Here is a 23566-nt window from a genome sequence, read left to right on the forward strand (position 1 = left end):
TAAACATCACGAGTAGTGGTAATAAGTAATATGAGGTCAGAGGTTAGTAATACAAAACACGACCCTAAGAACTTAATTGGCCACGGTAAACATCACGAAATTAGCTACATGCTGGGTCCAAACCCATTCATATTAAGTAACCATATAAGAAAGACCCTGTTTTAAATGCAGCAGGAATGAGATATATACACTTTTCTTTTAAAGTGTATATTATTAGCAAAATCTCCTACAGATTAATCAAATTTATAGCATGCCCTGGCCAAGCAGAATAAGTAAGTTTATACGTTTTGCGACCAATTGTTTTTAGTATTGGCAATTAGTTAACTTCATCTCAAAGCCCGCCAAAGGACCTAGCCCATAAGGGCGCTAATAACAAATCCTTAATTGGCCACGGTAAACATCACGAAATTAGCTACATGCTGGGTCCAAACCCATTCATATTAGGTAACCATATAGGAAAGACCCTGTTTTTTCCACTTTCAACTTTCCACTTTCAACTTTCCACTTTCCCCAACGCCCTTACTCATCAAGTTATTCAGTAAAAAATGGTTCCAATCATCAAAAATCGATGATCGGAACCATTTTTTATTTGTTTTGGGCTATTTTTTCGTAATCTCTAGTTTGTCACCATTATTTATTGTAATACTAGTGAGCCCATTTGTTTCAATTATTCTATCATTTACTTTTAATTTTAGCGACTCCAGACTTTCAAAATTGACAAATATAGGAGTTTTTTCCGTTGGTTCAATAATAATTTTTGAACTATTATTTCCAAAAGTAATTTTTGTATCAAATATTACTCCTTCATTTACTTTTATCATTAATGTATTGTTATTGCTAATTTCCAAATTAGTCCTCTTTGAAAACTGTAAGCAATTTGCCTTAATTGTCGTTTCGTTACCAGTCGCTTTAGTATTCTCTCTATCCATTAAGATGTTCTTATCGTATGCATTAGCCCCATCTCTAATATTCGAACTATTCCCCCCACCTTGATAAAATCCATGACTTGCTCCATCTTCCCAGTGCTCCGCTTGTACTTTCATATCATAGAAATGTGCTGCATAGTTTCGATCATATTGATTATGGACCTCGGAATGGAAATTAGGAATATAGTTTTCGCTTGAAAAAGCTTTGAAACCGACATGGCTAAATTTGTGGTTACTGGTAAATCCAATGCACTCACTCTTAACTACTCCTCCGCTTACATCTTCATATAATAACGTTGCAAAAATTTCAGTACCTTCAGTAACTTTCCTAGAAACTAGCTCAAGCTGGTATGTTTTGTCCCAGTCAAATTTGCCCTGGTCTCTAAACGGCTCAAATCTCTCATCGCTTAAAAGATTAATAGATTTAATCTCACCGCTATATTGATTGTTTGTAATGCTATCAATTCTCAGTTGTTCATTTTGAACATCAAAAGTCATCATGGTGCCTTTGTTGTCATTTTCTCCTATAAAAACACCTATACCATGTTGTTCTAGGTCAGCTGAGAGGGCTCTTGGATCAAGCTGCCATTTTACTTTAGTAGTATGGGAGAAAGCGTCTTCGGAATACTGTGGTAATGGGGTTGTTAATAAAGGACCTTGGGGATCTTTATTTTCTTTCCAATCAAGATTTAGAGTAGGGTGGTTGGGGTTTTGCATGACTTCTGCATAAATAGTGTCATTTTCTCTAAAACTAATGTTTTCATTTTCAAAGTAAACATCCTCAATCAATTTTTGCCATTCTTGACTTCCTGCCCTATTAAGTATCAGCATCCGCTCAGAATTTCTAAAATGGCCAAGCCTTCCAGCAAGTGTATATGGCCTTGCTTCGAAATAATAAAACCTGTTTCCAATAAAATTAATGTCTCCTTGAGATAAGTATTGAATTTTTAAAAAATCATTGGGCTGCTCCTCTTCTATTTCACCGAAATATTCATAGCCGCCAGGGAAAGACGGATTTGTATACATTTTTTTTGTATTCTCTGGCTCTTCTTTTGATCTATACCAGCGAATGCGATTTTGAAAAACCACAGGGCTACTATGAATTCTATATTCCCCCCTAATATTTTCGATATTGTCATACCATGGGAATTGATTCTCTGGATACAAGCTGACTTCTAAATCTACTTTGGGTGCCTGTGCTTCCATTATCGGTACATTAGACACTAGCACTTTAAAATATCGATTTCCTCTAATATGCTGACTGATTTCCCTTACTCTAACATCACTTTTATATTCTCCTTGAAAAACAGTTATTTCAAGATCATCCAGCGCAGGGTTTTCGGCTTCATTAGCAAAATCGTCCTTTATATTTAATATTTCATTTTCTATCTTCCCCTGATGTTTAAAGGTTTCTTGTGTCAACTCTGCCCCTCTACTAGTGAGCAATATCCCTTGGCCAAATGCGCCCAGAAAAGTTATTAAGGCAATGCTGATTAACGCCATAGAGATAATAACTTCAATTAAGGTCAAACCTTTCCGATCCAGCATAATTACACCCTCTTTCCTACTCTGTAATCCTAGGACCCTCTATTTGCCATAAGTCTTCTGAAATATAACCAGCTATATTTCTAAAAATTTCATCTAGCTTATCGCCATCTCTGGCAATAAACACCCTGTCATTATAAACAAAATCATTTTCTACATCTGAATTGTCTTCTGCCACTTCGATACCCACTGCTTTTGCTATATCTTTTACGCTTTCTAAGTCCTCATCCAAGTTGGAAAAACCAATAACAAAGATATTTCCGTCTAGGCCCAAATCTTCAGCTGCAGGGTCTTTTGCTTGAATTAAGTCTTCTCCGACTCGGTCTACGTACTTTGTAGCCAAAGTACACAAACCCATACCATCTCCTATATGCCAACGACCTTGATAGTTCCACCAATTTGATGGATTAGGTACTTGCGAAGGAGATCTCTCCCAATGCCCCCCTTTCCCAGACCAATTCGAATATGTCGGGGTGTTTTTACTGATATTTCCATCATCTAGAATGTAATCACTGTATCCATAACCATGTCGACGACGCCACCAAACATCAGCGCTGGCCATGGTTGATACACCGTCTACCATAATAACCATATAGTTTTCTACTTCTGTATCGTCAGTCAATCCATAATTGCCTAGGTTGTTGTTAAAGTCCAATAGATGATAGTAGCCCCGCCTCATTCCATCACCAGTATTGGTGCCATTATCTGCACTCAGATTATCAATTAAATTATTCCAGTTTACGTTATCATCCCGCACTTTATTAAATCTTTCTGGATCTTTGTTGTAATTTGGATGGGGTGAGTTTGCATTGGCGTGAAATGGGACCAATCTTGCATATATGTTTTCTCCTCCATTATTCTCCATTACAGAAAACATTCTTTTCAGTGTTTCTTTTAAAATTTCAATCCTTGATTTTTCTTGTTCCCTAGGGCTATTGCCATCAAGATCATCGTTCATACTGCCCGAGGTATCTAAAACCATAGTCATTGCAGCCACTGGCCTTTCATGAATTTTGGGAGTTTCTTCTGTTCTGTAAGCTAGAGCCACCGACATATTGCTCTCGTCTCCCCAATCAATAACATGTAGAGCATTAAGGGCTTCTACCTCTGTTGAAATCTCAAATTTTTCACGCCCATTATCAATTCCCCTTAAAAAGTATTTGATATTCTTATCCTCTTGAGACTCTGAGGTCTTTCTAAAGTTGAGCTGATATGTTAAATCACCCTTAGGCTGAGCGAGGACATTCATTTTATAAGAATCAGTTTCATTATGGTACTCATAATGCACTAGCGAATCACCGTCTGGGCTTAGACCTATATAGTTCCAAGGCTTTGCTAAGCCGGTAATTCTTCCTGCATGATCTAACTGAGGCGCAAATTGTTCCTCAGGGACAGCAAAGGCCACAGAAGCAAAACGCAAGGTGTTGTTAATTGTCTCAGCGGTATATCGCATATCCGACTGTTCTTCAAAGATTTTCACAGAGGTAGAGTGACTTCTCACTCCCACAAAAAGCATATTGTACGCTACTGTTAATAAAACCAAAGCGATTGCTGTAGCCAGTACTACTTCCAATAGAGTTACACCTTTTTCGTTTCGCATAAAAACCCTCCTTTCTAAGCCTTTAATTTCTTACCCATCTGGTCTTAGTAAAATCGCCAGGATTGTTTTCATCATACTTGATATGTAAAGAAAGTTTGGATGTTCCATAAGCGTCGATTAAATTTGCTTTAGATTCAATAATAACTTCTTTGGCAGCTTCGTCATAATAAACCTTGATATCTACACTTCCTATAGGGTCGTTTGGGGGAAGCTTAAGGCCTATATGCTCAATTTCATCATTATATTTAATTAACCTATGGATTTTTTGCCCATAGGGTTCATGTTCATCCATCATAGCGGCATATGCAATTTCAATGCCCGATCTTGCCAAGTAGTAAGCTCTGAGATTGTTTTCTTGGGCTACAATTTGCTTTGTATTTGATTGTGTCAAAGAAAAGACTGAAGCTAAAAGTATAGAAAGCACCATAATAACCATTAAAACCATAGGTAGAGAAAATCCTTTATTGTTTATGTCATCAAAGCCCTTTATCATAAAAAACATCCTTTCTACCTTGCATAGCCAAAGAGTTAAAAGCACATTGCAGTTTTAGCAGTTTTTAATTTATTAAACCTCCATATTGCTTTCGATATTTATTTTATAATAATTAAATAACGTTTTAGTTAACTTTAATAATGGTATTGGAGCGCTAATTCAATGATAGCATAACAATATTGCATAGCTATACTCCCTAATCTCTTATTCTGACAACAAATTGAATGATTTCATAAAAGCTTTCAAACAACAACAGTAGATATAACTCCATCACCAATACCAATCACTATTTAAGTAAACTGATGGCAACCAACATCGCAAAGAGCCAGCTCGCAAGCTGACTCCTGTAAATAATCTGTAGAGTAGGAATCAGGTTAGAATCCTAAACACCTTATAAACCATGCTATCCCTACTTACTTGTTGGATTCCCACCAACTATCGCCATCATCTGCATTTTTATTATAGTTCACATGATCAATGTTATCCACTGATTGAATTAACTCTTCATCAATTAGAGCTTTGTACATAGCATCTTTTTCTTCTTTTAATTCATTACCTTTTGCCAAATAAATCGTAGTAGCGCTATTCAAAGTTCTTGCTGTTGCTTCAGCTGCTTGTTCTGTTGCGCTATCAGTAAAGCTACCTAACCTCGGTACAGCTATCGCTGCTAAAATTCCAATAATCGCAATAACCACAATCAGTTCAATAAGCGTAAATCCTTCTTCTTTTTTTGCTAACATTTTAAACATTTTTTATCTCCTCCTATTTATTATTTATATTAAAAGGGGTCATCCCTTTTGTAACTTTGGTCTTGCCCTTTCGCTCTAGCTATGTAGCTAAAGTAAAGTTTGTTGTCTTATCTTTAACAGCTCTCAACGTCATCGAAATCGCCCTTGCATAACTTATAGGGGCTGAGGGCTATCCTCCATTTATAACTAGTCGTAAATAAATATCTATTAGGCTATCACCCCAAAAAATTGTTATAAATGTGGCTGTTGCTAAAAATGGTCCAAAGGGCACTGCTGTTTTTCGCCCTCGTCCTAAGCTCAGTAGTGTTATGCCAACTATTCCACCTATTACAAAGGATATTAGCAGCATCAATGCCCCATTTATTATGCCTAAGTGTAGTCCTAGAGGAAACACATATTTTATATCTCCCCCTCCCATTCCACCTTTGGAGATTATGGCAACAGCATAAAAGAAAGTAAAAAATGCTATAGCTGCAAATATATTTAGGTAGCTAGCTGTATAAATCACATACACTGTACCGGTAAGGGTGAGCCATATGTTTAATTCATCTGGGATTATCAGATGTTTTAGATCTATAAATGCTATAACAAGGCTAACCACCGCTAAGTTAAGAAAAAATAATGCTTCTATATTTAGTCCTAATAAATTATAGGTAAGTAAAAACAGTGCTGCAGTCAAAGTCTCTATCAGTGGGTATCTTAAAGATATTTTGCTGTTACAGTTATGACATTTACCTTTACATACCAAAAAACCTATAAGAGGGATTAAGTGTATGATTTTTATTCTTGTTTTGCAGTTAATACAGTGGGAGGAAGGAAACACAATGGATTTTTTGCGGGGTAGACGATATATCAATACGTTACAAAAACTTCCCACCATCAGGCCGAATATAATCACAATCGCCTGCATCGTTAGTTTTCCCCGCCAAACTTTTTACGGTAGTAGCTCTGCCCGTAATATGTGAGCGACATTTCCACCCGCCAAGCTTCTTCATGCTGCCTTACATTAAGGTTTGAAACATCGACAAAGCGTTGATTTTCGTAAAGCTCATTTAAAAACTCTTTTACCTGTTGGAACGTTCCTGTAAAAGATACTTGCACCTGTAAGGTTGCTAGCTCGTCTTGGTTTATGTTAAAGCTAAAGGAGGTGTCATCTACATTTTCCTCAAGCCATATTATAATTTGGGGCTTTTGGAGGGTGGGAGGGACGCTTGCATTTAGTTTTTCAATTGTTTCTGTGTCATATCTTTCATTCCATGTTTCGTATGTTTGCAATGATATGTCCAGTTCTTGAATTTCCTGCTGTGTGTAAGCAATTTTATCTTCTATTTCATTTAGCCTAGCAAGTTGCGGCGCCAAAGCTAATGAGTACAAACCATATAGCGCTATCAAAAGTACTAAGATAATCGTCATAGATTTTTCTCTATTGGTCATTTTGCTAAGATACTTATTCATCACCGCTCCCCCTTCCCTCTATATTAAAACCGTAGCTTTGCCCTTGGGGAGCTATGTAACTTACAGTAAATTTGTACCCCTGCCAACTATATAGGTTTTGCAGAAGCTCAGATATGTTTGCTCTAGTTGGGCTGGACCCTTGTATTGATATCCGTTGGTCGCTAACAGAAATTGTTTCAATATCCACTTCTGAAGGAGTTAGCGACTCTAGCTTTTTAATTTCCCTAAGTTTGTTATGCCTATTTTCTTCAAGATGGGTAACTGTATCATTTAAACTGTTAATGTCCGAAAGTTTATTCATTTCTTCCTTTATTTCATTTTTTAGGGTTTGTTTGTCTGCAAGTTCTTGCTGCACGTCGGCTAGTAAGCTTTCCTTACGCTGAACGTTTATATACAAGGTTAATACCGATATCAAGATTGACGCAATAACAAGCACTGCTACAGTTGTTTTAATTATTTTTTTACTTGCTGCATAACTTTGATGTTGGAGCGAAGTGTGTAGTAAATTTATATTTTGTTTCATTTTCCATCACCCCACATCGTTAATCCTTGTGCAAGGCTATATTTTGAGTCATCGCTAATTATGCTTTCTAATGGTATATCTAAGGACTGGGCAAAAACCTCATCTAGCCCCGGTGTTTTGCCATATCCTCCGGTAATATAAGCCAACGTAAAGCTTGTTAACTCCTGTTTTCCGCTTCTATATCTAAAATATTCTATAGACCTGTTAAGCTCTCTTTGCAAATGATAAAATACATCGGCTAGTGCCGGTGAAGTTAGAGGCACTTCTTTTCCTTCTTTAGCTGTCATTTCTTTCGCAGCAGAAGCCACCGCTCCAAAGTCTGCGCCTCCTACAGTGATACTTCTTGAAAACCTAAATTGTTTTTCTTTGTAGATATGAATATTAGTTGAACGCTCACCTACATCGACGATTAACTGCAACCCTTCAAGATTTTCTTTATCAAAATACTTTCTTTTTAAGGCAAGGGCGGGAATATCTACCACCTTTGGCCTTAATCCTGCTATTTTAACAGCTTCATAATAGGGGTGTACAGATTTTTGTTTAAGTGCTAGCACAAGGATGTTTTGATGGTTATCATCGCTACCAAGTTGGATAAAATCCATTACGCTATCTTCAGTACCAAATGGTAAAATATTGTCCTTTTGTAGTTGGATGTAGTTGTTTACCTCACTTAATTTAAGCTTTTTAGGAACTTGGATAACTTTTGTAAAAACTCCTTGCCCATTATAAGATATTACAGCAAATTTTTTAGCTAATCCATTTTCTGAAACTACCTGCTTTAACCTCTCCCCTAATATAGAGGGGTTAGGAGTTCCTCCCCTTCCAACTGATCCTTCCGGTGTTTCAACAGCGAATTCTTTATTTTTATAAGCAATCTTGGTCATTTTTTGACCTATGTCTATTCCTACTAACTTTTTTTGGGATAACAAGAGCATTTTTTCCCCTCCTAAATAACATGAAGTAAGTCAAACATCGGCAGAAGAACTGCCATCAAAATCGCGGCCACAATAACAGCAAGGACTACTATCATAATTGGCTCTATTAGCGATGACACCCTATCTGTTGTATGCTTTACTTCGTCTTCGTTAAACTTTGCCACTTTATCTAACATTTTATCTAAGCTTCCTGTTTCTTCACCTACTTCAATCATCTGTATCGCCATAGTGTCTATAAAGGGGTTATTCTTAAGCTGGTCAACTAATCCTGTCCCCTCCCTGAGATGTTCGCGGGCTTCTAGTATTCTTTCTTCAAAGTCTCTGTTCTCAACGGTTTTTGATACTAAGCCTAAAGCAGTAATAATATCAACTCCGCTTTGAACCATTATTGCTAATGTTTTTGTAAATTTAGAAAGGGCAACCTTACGAAGCAAACTACCGAATATAGGTAGGTTTATTTTTTTGCCATCGATATATTTTGCAATCTTTTCATTTCTCAAAAGGTGTTTTGCCAACATTAATGCAGCTAACACAATGATTATAAGAGTTATAAAGTCTTGTCTTAAAAGATCGGTTATGCTTATTAAAACCACAGTAATAGTTGGCAGCTCGTCCTCTACTCCCATATCTACAAACATTTGCACAAAGTTTGGAATTACAAAAACGAGGAGAAAAATTATTGCAATACCAGAAAAAGCCATGATAAATGCCGGGTAGGTTAGGGCTGATCTTACTTTATCGTTAATTTCTTTTTCCCGTTCAAAAAACTCTGCAAGCCTTTTAAGGGTTACATCTAGCACCCCACCCATCTCACCAACTTCTATTAAGCTAATGAAAATTTGTGGAAAGGCACCTTCTCGCTCCTTTAAACTTTCGGATAAGGATTTGCCACCTTCTATATCCTTTACAACTTCCACTAAATTTCTTTTCAGCACTTTACTTTCGGTTTGCTGCTGAAGACTTTTTAACGCCTTTGCAACCGGCACCCCGCTTTCTACCATTGCTGATAGCTGGTTGCAAAATATTGCCATGTCCTTTAACTTTATGCGTCCTTTTTGGCCTATGCTTTTTGTTTGTTCTATTTCTTTAATTTTGGTTACAAATACTTCTTTTTCCTTTAGCAGCCAAAGTGCTCTTTGCTCATTTTCCGCTTCTATGTTGCCTTTGACTACGTTTCCTAAGGTGTCCTTGCCTACATATTTATAGTTCATTTTTTAGCCTCCTACGGAGAACATGTGGAAGGTTTTTTCGTCTATTTCCCCTTGGTTATATAAGTTTTCTAGGGATTTTTCGAAGGTTGTCATGGTGTTGTTTGTTTGGATAATTGAGGGTATCTGATGGGTTTTCCCTTCTCTTATAAGTGTTTTTATAGCTGTGTTGCATTCCATAAGCTCTGCCACCGCTGTTCTTCCACCATATGTTTTGGGAACTAGCTGCTGGGTTAACACCGCTTTTAAGGTTGAGGCTAGCTGGATTCTTATCTGTCCTTGCTGATGGGGTGGAAAGACGTCTATCATTCTATCGATGCTTTGGTGGGCCCTTTGGGTATGTAAGGTGGCTAGCACTAGGTGCCCTGTTTCCGCTGCTGTTAAGGCGGTGCTGATTGTCTCTAAGTCTCGCATCTCTCCTACCAAAATCACGTCGGGGTCTTGCCGCATAGCGGCGGATAAACCTTCGCTAAATTTTTGAAAATGTGCTCCTTTTTCCCTTTGGTTTATAAGAGATTGTTTACATTCATGAATATATTCAATAGGGTCTTCTAAGGTAATAATATGGTTTTGAGCTGTTTTGTTAACTTCATTTACCATAGATGCTAAGGTGGTGGATTTACCGGAACCTGTAATTCCTGTAACTAGCACCAATCCTTGTTTTAGCTTGCATAGCTTCTCCATTGTATCAGGAAGATTTAATGTGCTTAGCGGTGGTATTTGGGATGGAATAATTCTTATAGCCATGCTAAAGCTATTCATTTGTCTATATATATTGACACGAAAGCGGGCTAGATTTTTTAATTGATAGGATAGATCTTTTTGATATAAGTTGTCAATGTCTCCAGCTAGGTTTTTACACCAGGTGATAATTTGTTCTTTTTTGATGACATCGCCACTTTTTTGTAAGCTACCATCCATCCTGTAAATTGCGGGCAATCCTTCTCTTATGTGCAGATCAGATGCTTCTTTTTCTACTGCTGTTTCTAGGAGTTTATGAAAGTCTTTCATTTTATTCCCTCCCCATAAGCAACTTTGAGCACTTCTTCTTTTGATGTAAGGCCCTGAGATACCTTGTCTATGCCATCTTGGTATAAAGTTATCAGTCCATTTTGCAGTGCTATTTCTTTTAGTTTAGAGGTGCTTGCATTATTTTGCAGCGCCTCTCTTAGGGAGTCATCCATCACTAGCATTTCTTGTATTGCCACTCTGCCTTTATATCCGGTTTCGTTGCACTTTTTACAGCCTATGCCTGTGCATTGTTGGCAAAGCTTTCGTGCCAAACGTTGAGCTAACACACCATTTATAGTTGATGATATTAAAAACGGTGGCAATCCCATATCTGCCAGCCTGTTTAAGGTTGATACAGCATCGTTTGTGTGTAATGTGGATAGCACTAAATGCCCTGTCATGGCAGCTCTAAGGGCTATTTCACCAGTTTCTTTATCCCTTATCTCTCCTACCATTATTACATTGGGATCTTGCCTTAGCACAGAACGCAGCCCTCTTGCAAAATCAAGACCTATTTTGGTGTTTACGTTTACTTGATTTATGCCATCTAACCTATATTCAACAGGATCTTCGATGGTAATGATGTTTTGATCGCTGGAGTTAATCTGATTTAGCACAGAGTAGAGTGTGGTGGTTTTCCCACACCCAGTAGGCCCTGTTACTAGAAATATGCCAGTGCTGTAATTTAGCACTTTTTTAAATTTTTCTAGGTTTGTATCGCTCATGCCTAGCTTGTTTACATCTAAAATTAGCGAGTCAGTGTCAAGTATCCTAAGAACAACTTTTTCTCCATAAATAGTTGGTAGAGTTGATACTCTAATGTCAATTTGTTTGCCTTTAATCTCTGTTTGAAATCTATTGTCTTGTGGCAGCCTTCGTTCCGCTATATCCATATTGGCCATTATTTTAAGCCTTGAAATTATGACTGCCTGGGTGCTTTTGGCCGAAGTCATGATGTCATGAAGTACGCCGTCTATACGAAATCTAACTTGTAGGTTATCCTCCCTAGGCTCTATATGGATATCGCTTGCTCCCTCCATAACAGCTTGTTCTAAAATGGAGTTTACTGCACGAACTATAGGAGCATCATCAACCATGTCTTTTAGAGTATCTATTTCTAGCATATCATCACTTACGTTTTGTTGTTGCGATTTGAGGTTTTCCATAGCTTTGTCAACGGTTTCTTTGATTCCATAATGGTTATCTATGGCTTGCTTTATTTCATCTGGGGCAGCTATTACTGGGTCCACCTCGTATCCTGTGCTATCGCTTATTTCATCTATGGCAACCACATCTAGTGGGTCAGCCATAGCTAAAGTCAGTCTATTATCTTGTACTTTTATCGGCATTACAGAGAAGTTTTTAGCCACAGTAGAGGTTATGATGTTAATTACTTTTTCATCTATAGGATATTTATACAAGCTTATATGTGGTATCCCTAGTTGGAACTCCAACACCTCTATAAGCTCATTTTCTGTAAGTATATTTAATTCCACTAAAGCCGATCCTAAACGTACATCTTTTTGCTTTTGATAGGCTAACGCTTGTGAAAGCTGCTCTTGTGTTATTTTCCCCGTATCAACTAACAGGTCTCCCAACCTAAGTTTTTTGTCCATCTGCTCATTCCCCCTTTACAAACTGGCATTTTATATGTTACTAAGCCGACTAAAACGCTATTATGTATAATACTACATAGCAGGACTATAATCCTGCTAATATTTGTTTTTTTTAGTCTTAAGTCCAAATTCTTCTAAAAAAAGAGGGGCTGCCTCGTTAAATCGAGACAGCCCCTCTTTTTTTATATATCCAGCACTTGAAATTTCCCATGATGGCAAACTCTGTGAGACCTCACTTTAAACTCTGTTTATAAGTTTATATAGGGCTGGAATTATGAACAATGTAAGAGAGGTTGATGTTAATAGTCCACCCATCACAGCTATTGCCATTGGTGCTTGGAGTTCCGCCCCTTCACCTAACTTTAACGCTAACGGCAGCATCGCCAACATTGTTGTTAGTGCTGTCATTATTATAGGCCTAAACCGTGTCTGCGCCCCCTCTATTATCGCTTCTTCCTTAGATAACCCTCTTTTTCTAAGTAAGCTAATGTAATCCACCAGCACTATAGCATTATTCACCACTATCCCTGCTAGGATGATAATTCCTATAAAAGCAGTTATTCCAAAATCAGTGGATGTTAAGATTAGCGCCCATACAACACCGATAAAGGCTAACGGTAACGTTAATATTATGATAAAAGGATTGAGATATGATTCTAGCTGTGCTGCCATGATTATATAAACCAAGGCTATGGCTAATAAAAGGGCTGTTTTTAGCTCCCCAAATCCTTCCTCCATAAGTTGTGCAGCCCTATCAAATTCAATGGTAACTGTGGAGGGTAGATCCATATCTTGCACGATTTCTTCTATGTTGTTTTTAACTGTACCTAGGTCCTTATTAAGTATCTGTCCTTCTATACTTGAAGTCATTTTCTGATTTTCTCTATAAATCTGTCGTGGGCCCTCTTTTTCCTCAATTTGGGTTATAGACGTTAGCGGTACTTCAAAGCCCGCAATAGAAGTCATGGTTGTGTCCATGAGACTATCGTAGTCTTTTTGCTCCGATGGTAATGTTAGCATAACTGGGATTCGATCACCGTCTTTTCTTAAAAAGCTGATCTGCTGCCCCCGTAGTTTTCTAGTAACCTGATCCGCTATGTGCACTGCTGTTAAACCCATCATGGTACTTTGCTCTTGATCAACTGCAATTTGTAGCTCAGGCTTACTTTCGTCTAAGCTGGATGTTACCTCGCCTATATATTCCTGTTTTTTTAGTTTATCTATAAGCTCTTGTTGATATTTTTCTACCTCCTCTAAGGTAGCACCCCTTAGAGAAAGGGCTATGGTATCGCCACCTGTCATATTCTGCATTTGATTCTGTTTGCTTACATTAACGCTACCATCTATGTCTGCTAAGCTTTGCTCTAGCTGAGCGATTATTTCTGAGGTGCTTTTGGTTCGCGTATTTTGGGGCATAAGTCTAATATTTATCCTGCCTCTATTGGTATTTTCACGAGTTGAAAACATACTACCACTTTGCCCGACGCTACTAGAAAACACATCGATGTTGTCAATTTGTGCTATGATTTTTTCTGCTTGCTTTACCACTTTATCTGTCGCTTCTAAGGTGGTTCCGACAGGAGTTGTTATAGTTACCGCTAGCATCCCATCATCGATGGGCGGTAAAAATTCCGTCCCTATACTGTAAAACTGATAGACTGATAGTATAAATACAGCTAGGATAATTAGTATCAGAACCAGCGGTCTTGCAATTACTTTTTTTAGCACTTTCCCATAAAAGCTTGGCGCTTTTGTTGAAGTTTTAGCGGTTTGTTTTTTTAATAGCTTAGATGCCAGCATAGGAATTACAGTAAGAGCAACTAGCAGCGAAGCAAGTAAAGCAAAAGCCACAGTCCACGCTAGCTCCTTGAATAACTCTCCGGTAAATCCACCTACAAAAACTACAGGCAAAAATACTGCCATTGTGGTAAAGGTGGACGCGATAACAGGGCTAGCTACTTCATTAGCTCCTAATTTAGCACTTTCAATTGAGTTTTTTCCTTCCTGTCTGTGTCTGTAAATATTTTCGATTACAACGATAGAGTTATCAACTAACATCCCAACGCCCAGTGCAAGCCCGCCAAAAGTCATTAGATTTAATGTAAGTCCCGCAAAGTGCATTAGAACAAAGGTGGCCACAATAGAAAAGGGGATTGACAGAGCTATTATTAAGGTGCTTACAGGACTGCGTAAAAACACATATAAAATTAAAAGGGCAAGCACCGCCCCAATGAATAAACTTTGTGCTACGGAGTTAATAGATATTTTTACAAGCTCTCCTTGGTCCTGGGTGATCACGTATTCAAAGGAATTAAACTCAATGTCTTCAAGTGCTGCCATGACAGTGTTTCTCACTGAAACTAGGTTGGCATCGCCTTCTTGTTGAATCGACAGGTTTATACTAGGCTTTAAATTGGTTCGACTTATTCCTTGGGATATATCGTCATATAAACTTACATCAGCTATATCCTTTAAAAGCACAGGTTCAAATAAGTCATCTACAGCTATTGATACAGCAAATTCTCCCAGGTCTTCCACAGTTTGGACCTCGCTAAGAATCCTAACTGGCAATCGTTTATCTTCCTTTAAAACTGTATGTGCAGGTAAGTTAATGTTGTTTCCACCTATCACACCAGCTAATTGCTCAAATGAGATATTATACTCCTCTAGTTTATATAGGTCTGGGTAGACGTGTACCTCAGGAGCTGGAAGCCCTGTTACATCAACCGATGCAACTCCATCTAAAGTTTCAAGTTTTGGGATGACCTCATTTTCCACAAAATCATAAGTTTTATTAATGTCCTCATCCCCTATAATAGAGATATCCATTATAGGCATGCTAGTGGGGTCAAACTTTAGTATAATCGGCTGGTTAACCTCCGTTGGAATGGGGGCAAGCTCGATTTTTTCTTTGATTTCATCTCTTACAGTATCTAAATTAGTTCTCCAATCAAACTCTAAAATTATAAGAGATGTTTGCTGCGAAGAGTGAGAGCTCATGTTTTTAAGACCTGCTGTTGTTCCTATGATGCTTTCAAGAGGTTCGGTTACTAATGTTGCCATTTCTTTAGGAGCTGTGTCCGGCATATTTGTAATCACAGCTAATACAGGGGGAGAAAACTTAGGTAAAAGGTCCATATGTAAATTAGTAAAAGCAACAAATCCCAGTAATAGTACAAAAACCATGAGCATTACCATTGCCACAGGGCGTTTTACAGCTATATCACCAATGGTCATTTATTTCCCTCCAATAAAAAATCTCCCATTAGTTTGTGTTATTGCATCTTAAAACATACTAAAAACCATTTATCTTCTTCGTATAGTGCAAATTCTTACGTATGGTTTACAAACCCATCCTAAGCCACATATCTTCTATCTTACTGGTTTTCTAGCGCATAGGAAAATACATTTCCGGACTAAGCCGCTTAGCATTACTTTTTTCTGACATCATATCAAGGCCGCCAAAGGATCTAGCCCTTAAGAGCGCTAATAACAAATCCTTAATTGGCCACGGTAAACATCACGAAACAAGTTACATGCTGGGTCCAAACCCCGTTCAGTTAGAGCTTTTACTTATAGAAAGCCCCTGTTTTATTGCTTTTCCACTTTCCCCTTTCCACTTTCAACTTTCCAACCATCTTCTTTACTGGTTTTCTGGGGTAGTGGGAGATTCATTCCCCAGGATAAGCAGCCAGTTTTTTTTGACGTCCTCCTGAGCTTGCCGAAGGATCTAGCCCAAAGGGCGCAGGACCCACGCAAAGCTCAAACCCATGCTCAGGTCAGTTCAGGGTTTGTCATTTACCTCTGGGCTACGGAGTTCCTATGCTGTTTCTCCACATGTTCGACACCTTTGGCTTATAAGACGACATATCCATGTCTTTGATGTCAATGAAAGATAGCTTAACGCCAAAGGCTTACTCACAGGGAGAAAAGACGCATCGAAACAATACGCCCTGCCAGTAAATGACAAACCCTTCAGTAAGCTCAAGCGGTAAAATCTATAGAACCAACTACTGTATCTATGACCAAGCAGAATTTGGAGTGAGTTTCAGAGCCAGCATGTAGCTAATTTATACGTTTTCGCGGCCAAAGTTTTTGGTAATGATAATCAGTAGTACCGCAGAGGTATCCCAAAAGGTCATCCTGAGCTTGCCGAAGGATCTAGCCCGCAAGGGCGAACTCAACCCCATGCTCATGTCAGTTCAGGGTTTGTCATTTACCTACGGGCTACGGAGTTCCTCTGCTGCAGACAGCTTATCAGCACCCATCTTCGTTGTTGAAATTGCTAGCCCAGATCAGTCACGTATTAGAAGATACGCTCCCGCCCTGGTCCATCAACTGCGCCTAGAATCTAGGCACTTCTAAGCAGTCTGGCCATTTGCGTCTCCTTATATGGTTACCAAAGTTGACTCCAACTTCACACTACTCCTACAATACGCCCTGCCACTAAATGACAAACCCTTCAGTAAGCGGTCAAACTATCCACGTATCCTAGTAATTTCATTATTATTCCATAACGATTTCTGCAGGAGCACTGTAGTGCTTCGAAACAATACCGTTTACTCCTAGACCAAGCAGAATGAGCAGATTTAAAGCATGCCGTTTGTCCCAGCAGAGTAAGCAAATTTATACGTTTTCGCGGCCAATGTTTTTATGTTGGTTCTGCTTTAGGGTCAGTGGAAAGTTGGTTGGCAGAAAGTTGGAAAGGGTTTTATGCAGCCACTTCTAGATGAAACTATCCAATAAAAAAGGTTCCAATCATCAAATGTCGATGATCGGAACCTTTTTTTATTTAGTTTAGCTAGAAATGTACCAGCCTCTTATCCTTTGTTCACTTGTGAGAGAATTTGCTCCGCAACCTCTAACGGCCCTTCTTCTGCATCTACAGTATAGTCAGCCCATTTTTGATACAGGTGAGTTCTTCTTTTGTATAGTTCTTTTACTGCATTCCCACCTTGTTGAAATAACGGCCTACCTTCCCCATCAATTCTTCTATTAATATCCTGTAGCGAACATTTAAGCCATACTATAGCGCCATATTCTTTAAGTATTCTCATATTATCTTTGTTTTCAACTATACCTCCACCACAATCAATAATGCACCCACCATTTTTACTGGCTAGCTCTTTAACAACCTGATGTTCTATATGTCTAAAATATCGCTCTCCCCTTTGTTCAAAAATAGAGGCTATTGAAGCATTTTCTTTACCGGCAATCAGCTTGTCAGTGGAGTAAAGCTTATATGAGATTTTACTTGCTAAGATTTTACCTACTGTGGTTTTTCCAGCACCCATAAAACCTACCAGGACTATATTTCTAATGGTTGGGCTTCCTTTTCACTTTTTCCATAGCATCTACTACTGCGCTGGTAATGTCGGTGCTGGCTTGTACATTAAAACTATCTACTTTTGAATATAGCTCACCCTTTTCTGATACAACATACTTAGGGGGAAGGTTGTTTAAAGCTAATGCAGTTACGTCTAACTTACATTTTTTACACCTACACTCTGAATTTTTATCTTTCCATAGTTCATCAAGCTTTTGTTTAACCAAAATTTCGTTATAATTTATTAACTCCATTTACACTTCAGCTCCTTGTTTGAGTGGAGTTTCTTCTGTCCTACCAGTATATAAGTCTATATTCAAAACTCTATTGTATTTTGGATGCTCGTTTTGCTCTACGACTTTTAGTTTTGATCCATCCACTTTATATGTAACCTTGGCGTTACGCCTAGTGATGGCCGCCGATAACCCATCTATAACTTGGAATAGCCTCAATAAAGGTAAGAGATGGGTAGGAAAATCTTTGGGCAATTTATCTTCAGGGTGATGGTGGTACCTTATTATAGTGACTACATCTTGTGCTTTGTTATAGTATTTTTCAGCCATATCTGCGCTGCGGGCTGCATGAAGAATGCCAAGTTCAAAGGCCTCATTAGGGCTTACAATGTCTCCTATATTTAAATCTGGCTGAGATTTACCGAGGTCGTGGAAAATTATCGACTCCACCAATGTGTCTTTTTCTATGCCAATAAGTTTCATTAAACCCATTTCGTTAAAATCCGCAGCAACTTTTAAAGAGTTTACCACATGTACATACCCACCAGACTTTATAACATCGGTAATTTTTATGGTGTTAGTGCTTGGATCAAAAGCATCAATATACTCTGGAGTAGCTTTTAGCTTATATTCTACCTTAGAATTCGGCAGCGTCAAGGCGAAAGCTTTATCAAGTTCTTCTTTAGTTTTAGATACTTGATCTTGAAGTTGTTTAAAAGCAGTTATATCACTAAAGCTTTGCACCACTCCCTCTATATCGCCATTTTGCTTTAGTGGTACGTAGTTGACTAAAAATATCCTACCATCTCTCATTTTAACTTCTTGATTAAATCGGGGGATTCCATCTTTTATTACCATCTCCACAATAGATGGATCCTTTGACCTATTTTCAGACTTTTTACCTATTCTCTCATCGGCTTTGAGTCCAGTCATTTTTTCAGCAGCTGGGTTAAATTCCATTACAGTTAAGTCTTTATCAACTACAATCAAACCTTCATTTAAAGATTCAACTATCATCCTAGCTTTTTTTTCTTTTCTAGACTCCAAACCGTCTTGAACTTGTTTTTTTATTAAAAATTTCATCGCCTTTCGCTGGCTGATAACCCCTACCACTTCTTCCTCTTTTAAAACAGGTAAAAAGCGTATATCCTTTTCCTTAAAAATGTTTATTGCATTAAGTATATCATCTCTTATATTCAAGGTGTCCGTTTTTTCTTTACTTATCATTACATCCTCTATAGGCCTTTTGTAAGAAACTCCCTTAGCTATTATTTCCTTTATTGTTCCGTTAGTAACCATGCCACAAAGCTTATTATCTTCATCTATAACAAAGGCTACAGAATGGTCTCTTCTATGTATCTTTTCCACCACATCACTTATTGACTCTTCTTTGATAACTGTTGAGAAATCTTTGCTCATAATATTGCCGATTGTCATATGCTACCCCTCCTAATATTCGGTCCAGCTAACTATTTTTCCATCATCATCTTTAACTATCGATATTGTATAAATAGATTCTTTATATTCAGAAGTCACCTTTAGCTCATTGTCGGAATACGACCAGCTGTAGGTTCCCTTTTTTAGCTTTCCTTCTGAAGAAGCTTGACCTTCTAAATTGTTCTTAGCTAAAACTTTGTCAGCTACACCAAGGGCGATATGCCTAGCCTGTAGCTTTTGTTTATAAAGCTGGTTTGACTTGGTTATTTTATGTGAAAAACTAAATCCCAAACTAAGTACCGCTACGCAGGTAAATATTACAACCAGCACTAAAACTGTTATGTTTCCCTTTGAGGAATTTTTAAGATAATGGAAAATCCCCTGTGATTGTCCCATTCAATATTTACCTCCAGATACCTACCACAAGTAGTTATATCATAGTTGAACTTAGTTATGTTTTCGCTTATTGGATAGGTTCCGCCAGGGGCGTTGCGAACTATGCTGGATGTGCCGCTTCTGTGATAGTATTTTATTTGATCTTCATTTGGGTAGTTAATTACTAGCCTTCCAAAATTATCGATAAATACTTCTTCCTTGTATATAGCCCTGTTAATATCCCTAGCCATTCTTTGATGAATTGTTCTAATGTTGTATTGATATTCAGCAGACTTTCTCATTTCCTCAGATAGGTTCATGGAAAAAATAATTAACTGCAGGAGAATTATCATAATAAAGGTTATTAGAGGTAAGGCTACTAGAACTTCCAACAAAGTAAAGCCCTTATTTTTCATAATAATACCCTTCCAAACTAACAGAGTAAGTGCCAGTAAGCTGCCTCCACGAAACCGTAACATCCACAACATCGAACTGTGATGATTGCGTAACATTTATTTCTACATCAAACATCTCATCTCCTGCACAAATAAAGGAATAATGGTGTTTTTTGCTATTTTTACTAAGTTTTTGTTCTAAAATGTTGTTTGCCACAAGCACAGCGTCAGAATAATTGCGGTTATATGCTTCAATCTGATTTATAGTAATTATAGCTGCTGTAAACGTAGCAACTACCATCGATACCAGAACAACTGATAGCAACACATTTAACAAAATAGCTCCATTATTATTCATTATAGTTAAGCTCCATTCTTAACCTACCACCTATTACGTCAAAGTAAATTATAGCCTGGTTACCATATTGATCACTTATGGTTATTCTTCCCCCTCGCTCTGATAGTCCGGTATTGTAGATTAACATATAGGGCGAAAAATTATTTGTTATTCTCAAATTTTCTGGGACTTCCATAGTCCATTTCTTCTCAAGATTCTGATGAACCTCATAGGACTTATTGCACCCCGATGGAAAATAAACTGTAACTGAAGTATCGGTGCTCATAGCTTTTTGCTGAGCATACTGTAAATCTAATAGAATCTTTTGGGCATAGTTTTCTAAGTTTAGGGCAGGGTTTTGATTAGTTGTTAAAACAAAGCTCGAAACTGTTAGAATAACGGCACTAAAAACTGCTATAACTATTAAAAGTTCCAACATCGTAAATCCATGTTCATGCATTTAACTTGGTTATCAACATTCGATAACTCATCTCACCACCTTATATGCTTTAAATATTCTGCAATAAACTATAAATAGGATACAGCAGCACTATTACAATAACAACGATTACCGAAGCAACTACCAGCATCATAATAGGTTCAAAAGTTTTAGCAAAGCCCGCCGCTTTTAGTTTTAATTCCTTTTGGTAAAAGTTTGCAGCTCTTTGAGTAGCGTCAACTAAGTTTGCTGCCTCTTCACCTACCGTAATAAAACCTAGAGGTATTGGGTTGTTTTCAAAGCTTCTTAACGCAGATGTAAAGGAATGTCCTTTACTTAAAAGCTGTTTTTGTTTAAATGCTATATCTTTAATTTCTTTAGACGGATAATGTTGTAATAAGCTTAAACTTTTATAGAGGGAGATACCCTGCTGCAAAGTATTATGTAAGATTTCATAGTACGTCATTTTTTCAAGGTCCCAAAAGATCTTTCCTAAAACAGGCAACCGCCGTATCCCCTCTCTTTTGATTCTGATATAGACAAAAAGTGCCGCTACAACTGCTCCTATCAGTAGTAATTGTGGAAAGGGCAAAGTTAATATAATATTTAAGATTATATTTTTATCAACCCCTAAGGTAATGTATACTGCCTCCATTGAGGGGACAAGCCAAACAAGGGTTAGAATTATTGTCAACAGAGCAATTCCAAGTAGTATACCAGGGTATATTAAAGAAGTTATCAGCGTTTCTTTAAGTTCTTTTTTTTGCTTTAGAAAAGCGCTGATTTTTTCTATGCTCTTTACAAGCATTTCTCCTTCTTCTCCCACTTTAATTAATTCGATAATATACTTTGGAAATTGACCTGTGCTATTTAAGCTTTCATGGAGACTATAACCTTTTTCTAAGCTGCTAAAGATGTCTTGCGATATCAGCCTTTGATTTTTATCTCCGATGTCCTGCATTAGCTTAAATGCCGGAAGCAGCGATACTTTTCCTTTTAAAAGGTAAAATATGTTATCTAAAAACTCAATTAGATGCTTTTCCTTCATTTTTAAAAACTCCTAACACACGATTTATTTCCTTTTTATCTGTGATGTTTTGGCACTTTTTGGAATGAGCAGCCTGTTTTAAGCAAAATAGTTTTTCCCTTACTTTACTTACGGCTTTTTGATCTCTTTTTAATATATAACTTTTTAAATTTTCGTCCTTTAAAAGAACCTCAAATATCCCTGTCCTACCCCTATACTCGTCATCTCTGCTTTTTATTCTAATAAGACGTTGAGCTAAAGCCCCTCTAAATGCTTCGGCAAAAATTGCGGGATTTACATCTAAATTTATAAATCGATCTATAGAGGAGAGGGTATCTTCTGTATGTACGCTGGCAAGAACTGTATGCCCAGTTAAAGCTGCCCTTATAGCAATTTGGGCTGTTTTGGCATTTCTCACTTCACCTATAATAATTATATCAGGGTCTTGCCTTAAAACAGATGTAAGAAGCGGTGAAAAGTCCAGGCCTAATTCTTCCGCCACATCGATTTGTGTAAAATGAGGTACCTTATATTCCACTGGATCCTCTATAGTCACAATGTTTACACTTTCATCATAAAGCTGATTGGCCATAGTATATAGCGTTGTTGTTTTACCACTTCCAGTCGGTCCACAGACCAAAATCAAACCTCCCCTTATGTTAAGCAGCTTATTTATTTCAGATATTTGGAATGCTTCCATCCCTAAAGCTTCAAAGGTGCTAAACTCTGGAGAGTATGGAAACAGCCGAAGAACTAACTTTTCGCCCCAGACAGTGTTGATTGTAGAAACTCGCACATCAACTGATTGCTTTCCCTCTAACTTAAAACTACCTTGTTGAGGATGTCTATTTCTAGTGATATCTAAATTACTTAAAACCTTAATCCTTGAATACACCTTTAAAGCATCTTCTCTTTTTAGGGTATGGTCTCTTTTAAGCAACCCATCCACTCTAAAAAAGACTTCTATATCATTGTTTGTAGGGTGAAAGTGTATGTCGCTACATTTTTTTAAAAATCCCTCCGCTATTAAATTATCTAAATACCTTTCTGCCTCCAAAGTTACACCTCCTATTTGTGACAATATTCTATTATTTTGGCTAAAATCCTCTATTTTAGTGCAAGAAATAAGCACCAGTGCCTAAGGCACTAGTGCTTATTTCCATTTGTTCTCATTAAGCTATCTAGTATTTTCATTGTGGGACTGTGGCCTGTCCAAATTTCAAAAGATTTTAGCGCTTGGGCATACAGCAGGCTTAGGCCAGAAATGTACTTGATTTTGCTGTTTAGTGATGGGCTGGTATTATAATTGCAATCTATAACGGTATGATCATTCTTATTATCAAAAAGGTAGGATATATCTAAATCTAAGGGGAGGGTGTTTATAGTAACCCCCTTTAGTTTTTGCTTGCTAAACTGATCAAGGCTCATAAGTTCAATATATGGGTATCTATACCTTAAAGACTCACCTGCTGTAGCATTTCTACAGGCAACAGTTACTTTTTGGCCACTTTCGTTAAGTGCATAGAGCGTTGTATTAGCCATGTTGCCGCTCCCTAGTATATATATTTTTTCATTTTTGTAAGGAGCTAATATAAACTGCATACCTCTAAAGTCGGTATTATCTCCTATAAGCTTTCCATTAACTATAGATACCGTATTAACGCTAGAAATCGTTTTTACATAATCAGGGTGTTCATCTATAAGGTTTAGTATTTCCCCCTTTAAAGGATAGGTTACATTAAACCCTTTGTATCCCTCCTTTTTTAGCTTTTTTAGCACCTTTTCTAAGTTTTCAAAAGATACATCTATTTTGCTATACCTTGCAGATAGTCCATAGTAGTCAAATAGCCTGTTATGTATTTTAGGCGACAAACTATGGTCTATGGGAGAGCCTATAACACAATATTTATCCATAGCTAGTCCTCCTTTTTTAAAA

At 37.6% G+C, this 23566-nt stretch carries 22 protein-coding genes; all 22 read right to left on the reverse strand.

All coding sequences use genetic code 11. The features are described 5' to 3' along the window. Positions 1-599: 599 nt before the first annotated feature. Positions 600-2474 (reverse strand): prepilin-type N-terminal cleavage/methylation domain-containing protein, encoded by a 1875-nt coding sequence (locus PRVXH_RS09395; RefSeq protein ID WP_353892523.1) that lies wholly within the window; start codon positions 2472-2474, stop codon positions 600-602. 16 nt (positions 2475-2490) lie between these two features. Further along, positions 2491-4071 carry a prepilin-type N-terminal cleavage/methylation domain-containing protein gene (locus tag PRVXH_RS09400; RefSeq protein ID WP_353892524.1) on the reverse strand — a complete coding sequence of 527 codons (1581 nt, stop codon included), beginning with the start codon at positions 4069-4071 and terminating at the stop codon, positions 2491-2493. Between the two features lie 22 nt (positions 4072-4093). Next, positions 4094-4564, reverse strand: a complete 471-nt coding sequence (locus tag PRVXH_RS09405; RefSeq protein ID WP_353892525.1) for a type II secretion system protein — start codon at positions 4562-4564, stop codon at positions 4094-4096. 413 nt (positions 4565-4977) lie between these two features. After that, a complete protein-coding gene (locus PRVXH_RS09410; RefSeq protein ID WP_353892526.1) occupies positions 4978-5313 on the reverse strand; it encodes a prepilin-type N-terminal cleavage/methylation domain-containing protein in 336 nt (111 codons plus the stop codon). Between the two features lie 169 nt (positions 5314-5482). After that, complete coding sequence (locus tag PRVXH_RS09415) at positions 5483-6223, reverse strand: prepilin peptidase (RefSeq protein WP_353892527.1); 741 nt, start codon at positions 6221-6223, stop codon at positions 5483-5485. A gap of 2 nt (positions 6224-6225) precedes the next feature. Further along, positions 6226-6768: a hypothetical protein gene (locus PRVXH_RS09420; RefSeq protein ID WP_353892528.1), complete on the reverse strand. Its 543-nt coding sequence runs from the start codon at positions 6766-6768 to the stop codon at positions 6226-6228. Then, positions 6761-7291: a PilN domain-containing protein gene (locus tag PRVXH_RS09425; RefSeq protein WP_353892529.1), complete on the reverse strand. Its 531-nt coding sequence runs from the start codon at positions 7289-7291 to the stop codon at positions 6761-6763. Before PRVXH_RS09425 ends, PRVXH_RS09420 begins: the two co-directional genes overlap by 8 nt. Then, positions 7288-8226 (reverse strand): pilus assembly protein PilM, encoded by a 939-nt coding sequence (pilM, locus tag PRVXH_RS09430; RefSeq protein WP_353892530.1) that lies wholly within the window; start codon positions 8224-8226, stop codon positions 7288-7290. The genes PRVXH_RS09425 and pilM overlap by 4 nt, the downstream gene beginning before the upstream one ends. A gap of 11 nt (positions 8227-8237) precedes the next feature. Beyond that, positions 8238-9437 carry a type II secretion system F family protein gene (locus PRVXH_RS09435; RefSeq protein WP_353892531.1) on the reverse strand — a complete coding sequence of 400 codons (1200 nt, stop codon included), beginning with the start codon at positions 9435-9437 and terminating at the stop codon, positions 8238-8240. Positions 9438-9440: 3 nt separating this feature from the next. Further along, positions 9441-10445, reverse strand: coding sequence for a PilT/PilU family type 4a pilus ATPase (locus PRVXH_RS09440; protein ID WP_353892532.1), 1005 nt, complete (start codon positions 10443-10445; stop codon positions 9441-9443). Then, entirely contained in the window at positions 10442-12061 is a 1620-nt protein-coding gene (locus tag PRVXH_RS09445) for an ATPase, T2SS/T4P/T4SS family (protein WP_353892533.1), read from the reverse strand. The genes PRVXH_RS09440 and PRVXH_RS09445 overlap by 4 nt, the downstream gene beginning before the upstream one ends. A 237-nt stretch (positions 12062-12298) precedes the next feature. Continuing rightward, positions 12299-15298 carry an efflux RND transporter permease subunit gene (locus PRVXH_RS09450; RefSeq protein WP_353892534.1) on the reverse strand — a complete coding sequence of 1000 codons (3000 nt, stop codon included), beginning with the start codon at positions 15296-15298 and terminating at the stop codon, positions 12299-12301. 1583 nt (positions 15299-16881) lie between these two features. Next, a complete protein-coding gene (locus tag PRVXH_RS09455) occupies positions 16882-17382 on the reverse strand; it encodes a shikimate kinase (RefSeq protein ID WP_353894574.1) in 501 nt (166 codons plus the stop codon). Further along, entirely contained in the window at positions 17378-17641 is a 264-nt protein-coding gene (locus PRVXH_RS09460) for a late competence development ComFB family protein (RefSeq protein ID WP_353892535.1), read from the reverse strand. Before PRVXH_RS09460 ends, PRVXH_RS09455 begins: the two co-directional genes overlap by 5 nt. Next, on the reverse strand, positions 17642-19057 hold the full coding sequence (locus tag PRVXH_RS09465) for a CBS domain-containing protein (protein ID WP_353892536.1): 1416 nt from the start codon (positions 19055-19057) through the stop codon (positions 17642-17644). It lies immediately after the preceding gene. Between the two features lie 12 nt (positions 19058-19069). After that, complete coding sequence (locus PRVXH_RS09470) at positions 19070-19453, reverse strand: hypothetical protein (RefSeq protein ID WP_353892537.1); 384 nt, start codon at positions 19451-19453, stop codon at positions 19070-19072. After that, entirely contained in the window at positions 19396-19848 is a 453-nt protein-coding gene (locus PRVXH_RS09475) for a prepilin-type N-terminal cleavage/methylation domain-containing protein (RefSeq protein WP_353892538.1), read from the reverse strand. The genes PRVXH_RS09470 and PRVXH_RS09475 overlap by 58 nt, the downstream gene beginning before the upstream one ends. After that, on the reverse strand, positions 19838-20185 hold the full coding sequence (locus PRVXH_RS09480; protein WP_353892539.1) for a hypothetical protein: 348 nt from the start codon (positions 20183-20185) through the stop codon (positions 19838-19840). The genes PRVXH_RS09475 and PRVXH_RS09480 overlap by 11 nt, the downstream gene beginning before the upstream one ends. Then, the gene (locus tag PRVXH_RS09485; RefSeq protein WP_353892540.1) at positions 20178-20624 is read right to left on the reverse strand and encodes a prepilin-type N-terminal cleavage/methylation domain-containing protein; all 447 of its coding nucleotides are present in this window, start codon (positions 20622-20624) and stop codon (positions 20178-20180) included. The genes PRVXH_RS09480 and PRVXH_RS09485 overlap by 8 nt, the downstream gene beginning before the upstream one ends. 49 nt (positions 20625-20673) lie before the next feature. Beyond that, positions 20674-21651: a type II secretion system F family protein gene (locus PRVXH_RS09490; protein WP_353892541.1), complete on the reverse strand. Its 978-nt coding sequence runs from the start codon at positions 21649-21651 to the stop codon at positions 20674-20676. Next, on the reverse strand, positions 21629-22687 hold the full coding sequence (locus PRVXH_RS09495) for an ATPase, T2SS/T4P/T4SS family (RefSeq protein WP_353892542.1): 1059 nt from the start codon (positions 22685-22687) through the stop codon (positions 21629-21631). Before PRVXH_RS09495 ends, PRVXH_RS09490 begins: the two co-directional genes overlap by 23 nt. Before the next feature lie 89 nt (positions 22688-22776). Beyond that, positions 22777-23544, reverse strand: coding sequence for a hypothetical protein (locus PRVXH_RS09500; RefSeq protein WP_353892543.1), 768 nt, complete (start codon positions 23542-23544; stop codon positions 22777-22779). Positions 23545-23566: the final 22 nt, after the last annotated feature.

The sequence above is a fragment of the Proteinivorax hydrogeniformans genome (genome assembly GCF_040515995.1).
Classification (GTDB): domain Bacteria; phylum Bacillota; class Proteinivoracia; order Proteinivoracales; family Proteinivoracaceae; genus Proteinivorax; species Proteinivorax hydrogeniformans.

Bases quoted from the DNA above. Each gene is read 5' to 3' on its own strand.
- PRVXH_RS09395 (WP_353892523.1), bottom strand. From the start codon at position 2,474: ATGCTGGATCGGAAAGGTTTGACCTTAATTGAAGTTATTATCTCTATG.
- PRVXH_RS09500 (WP_353892543.1), bottom strand. From the start codon at position 23,544: ATGGATAAATATTGTGTTATAGGCTCTCCCATAGACCATAGTTTGTCG.
- pilM (WP_353892530.1), bottom strand. From the start codon at position 8,226: ATGCTCTTGTTATCCCAAAAAAAGTTAGTAGGAATAGACATAGGTCAA.
- PRVXH_RS09405 (WP_353892525.1), bottom strand. From the start codon at position 4,564: ATGATAAAGGGCTTTGATGACATAAACAATAAAGGATTTTCTCTACCT.
- PRVXH_RS09435 (WP_353892531.1), bottom strand. From the start codon at position 9,437: ATGAACTATAAATATGTAGGCAAGGACACCTTAGGAAACGTAGTCAAA.
- PRVXH_RS09445 (WP_353892533.1), bottom strand. From the start codon at position 12,061: ATGGACAAAAAACTTAGGTTGGGAGACCTGTTAGTTGATACGGGGAAA.
- PRVXH_RS09460 (WP_353892535.1), bottom strand. From the start codon at position 17,641: ATGGAGTTAATAAATTATAACGAAATTTTGGTTAAACAAAAGCTTGAT.
- PRVXH_RS09475 (WP_353892538.1), bottom strand. From the start codon at position 19,848: ATGAAAAATAAGGGCTTTACTTTGTTGGAAGTTCTAGTAGCCTTACCT.
- PRVXH_RS09470 (WP_353892537.1), bottom strand. From the start codon at position 19,453: ATGGGACAATCACAGGGGATTTTCCATTATCTTAAAAATTCCTCAAAG.
- PRVXH_RS09415 (WP_353892527.1), bottom strand. From the start codon at position 6,223: ATGCAGGCGATTGTGATTATATTCGGCCTGATGGTGGGAAGTTTTTGT.
- PRVXH_RS09410 (WP_353892526.1), bottom strand. From the start codon at position 5,313: ATGTTTAAAATGTTAGCAAAAAAAGAAGAAGGATTTACGCTTATTGAA.
- PRVXH_RS09490 (WP_353892541.1), bottom strand. From the start codon at position 21,651: ATGAAGGAAAAGCATCTAATTGAGTTTTTAGATAACATATTTTACCTT.
- PRVXH_RS09420 (WP_353892528.1), bottom strand. From the start codon at position 6,768: ATGAATAAGTATCTTAGCAAAATGACCAATAGAGAAAAATCTATGACG.
- PRVXH_RS09465 (WP_353892536.1), bottom strand. From the start codon at position 19,057: ATGACAATCGGCAATATTATGAGCAAAGATTTCTCAACAGTTATCAAA.
- PRVXH_RS09425 (WP_353892529.1), bottom strand. From the start codon at position 7,291: ATGAAACAAAATATAAATTTACTACACACTTCGCTCCAACATCAAAGT.
- PRVXH_RS09480 (WP_353892539.1), bottom strand. From the start codon at position 20,185: ATGAATAATAATGGAGCTATTTTGTTAAATGTGTTGCTATCAGTTGTT.
- PRVXH_RS09450 (WP_353892534.1), bottom strand. From the start codon at position 15,298: ATGACCATTGGTGATATAGCTGTAAAACGCCCTGTGGCAATGGTAATG.
- PRVXH_RS09440 (WP_353892532.1), bottom strand. From the start codon at position 10,445: ATGAAAGACTTTCATAAACTCCTAGAAACAGCAGTAGAAAAAGAAGCA.
- PRVXH_RS09485 (WP_353892540.1), bottom strand. From the start codon at position 20,624: ATGCATGAACATGGATTTACGATGTTGGAACTTTTAATAGTTATAGCA.
- PRVXH_RS09400 (WP_353892524.1), bottom strand. From the start codon at position 4,071: ATGCGAAACGAAAAAGGTGTAACTCTATTGGAAGTAGTACTGGCTACA.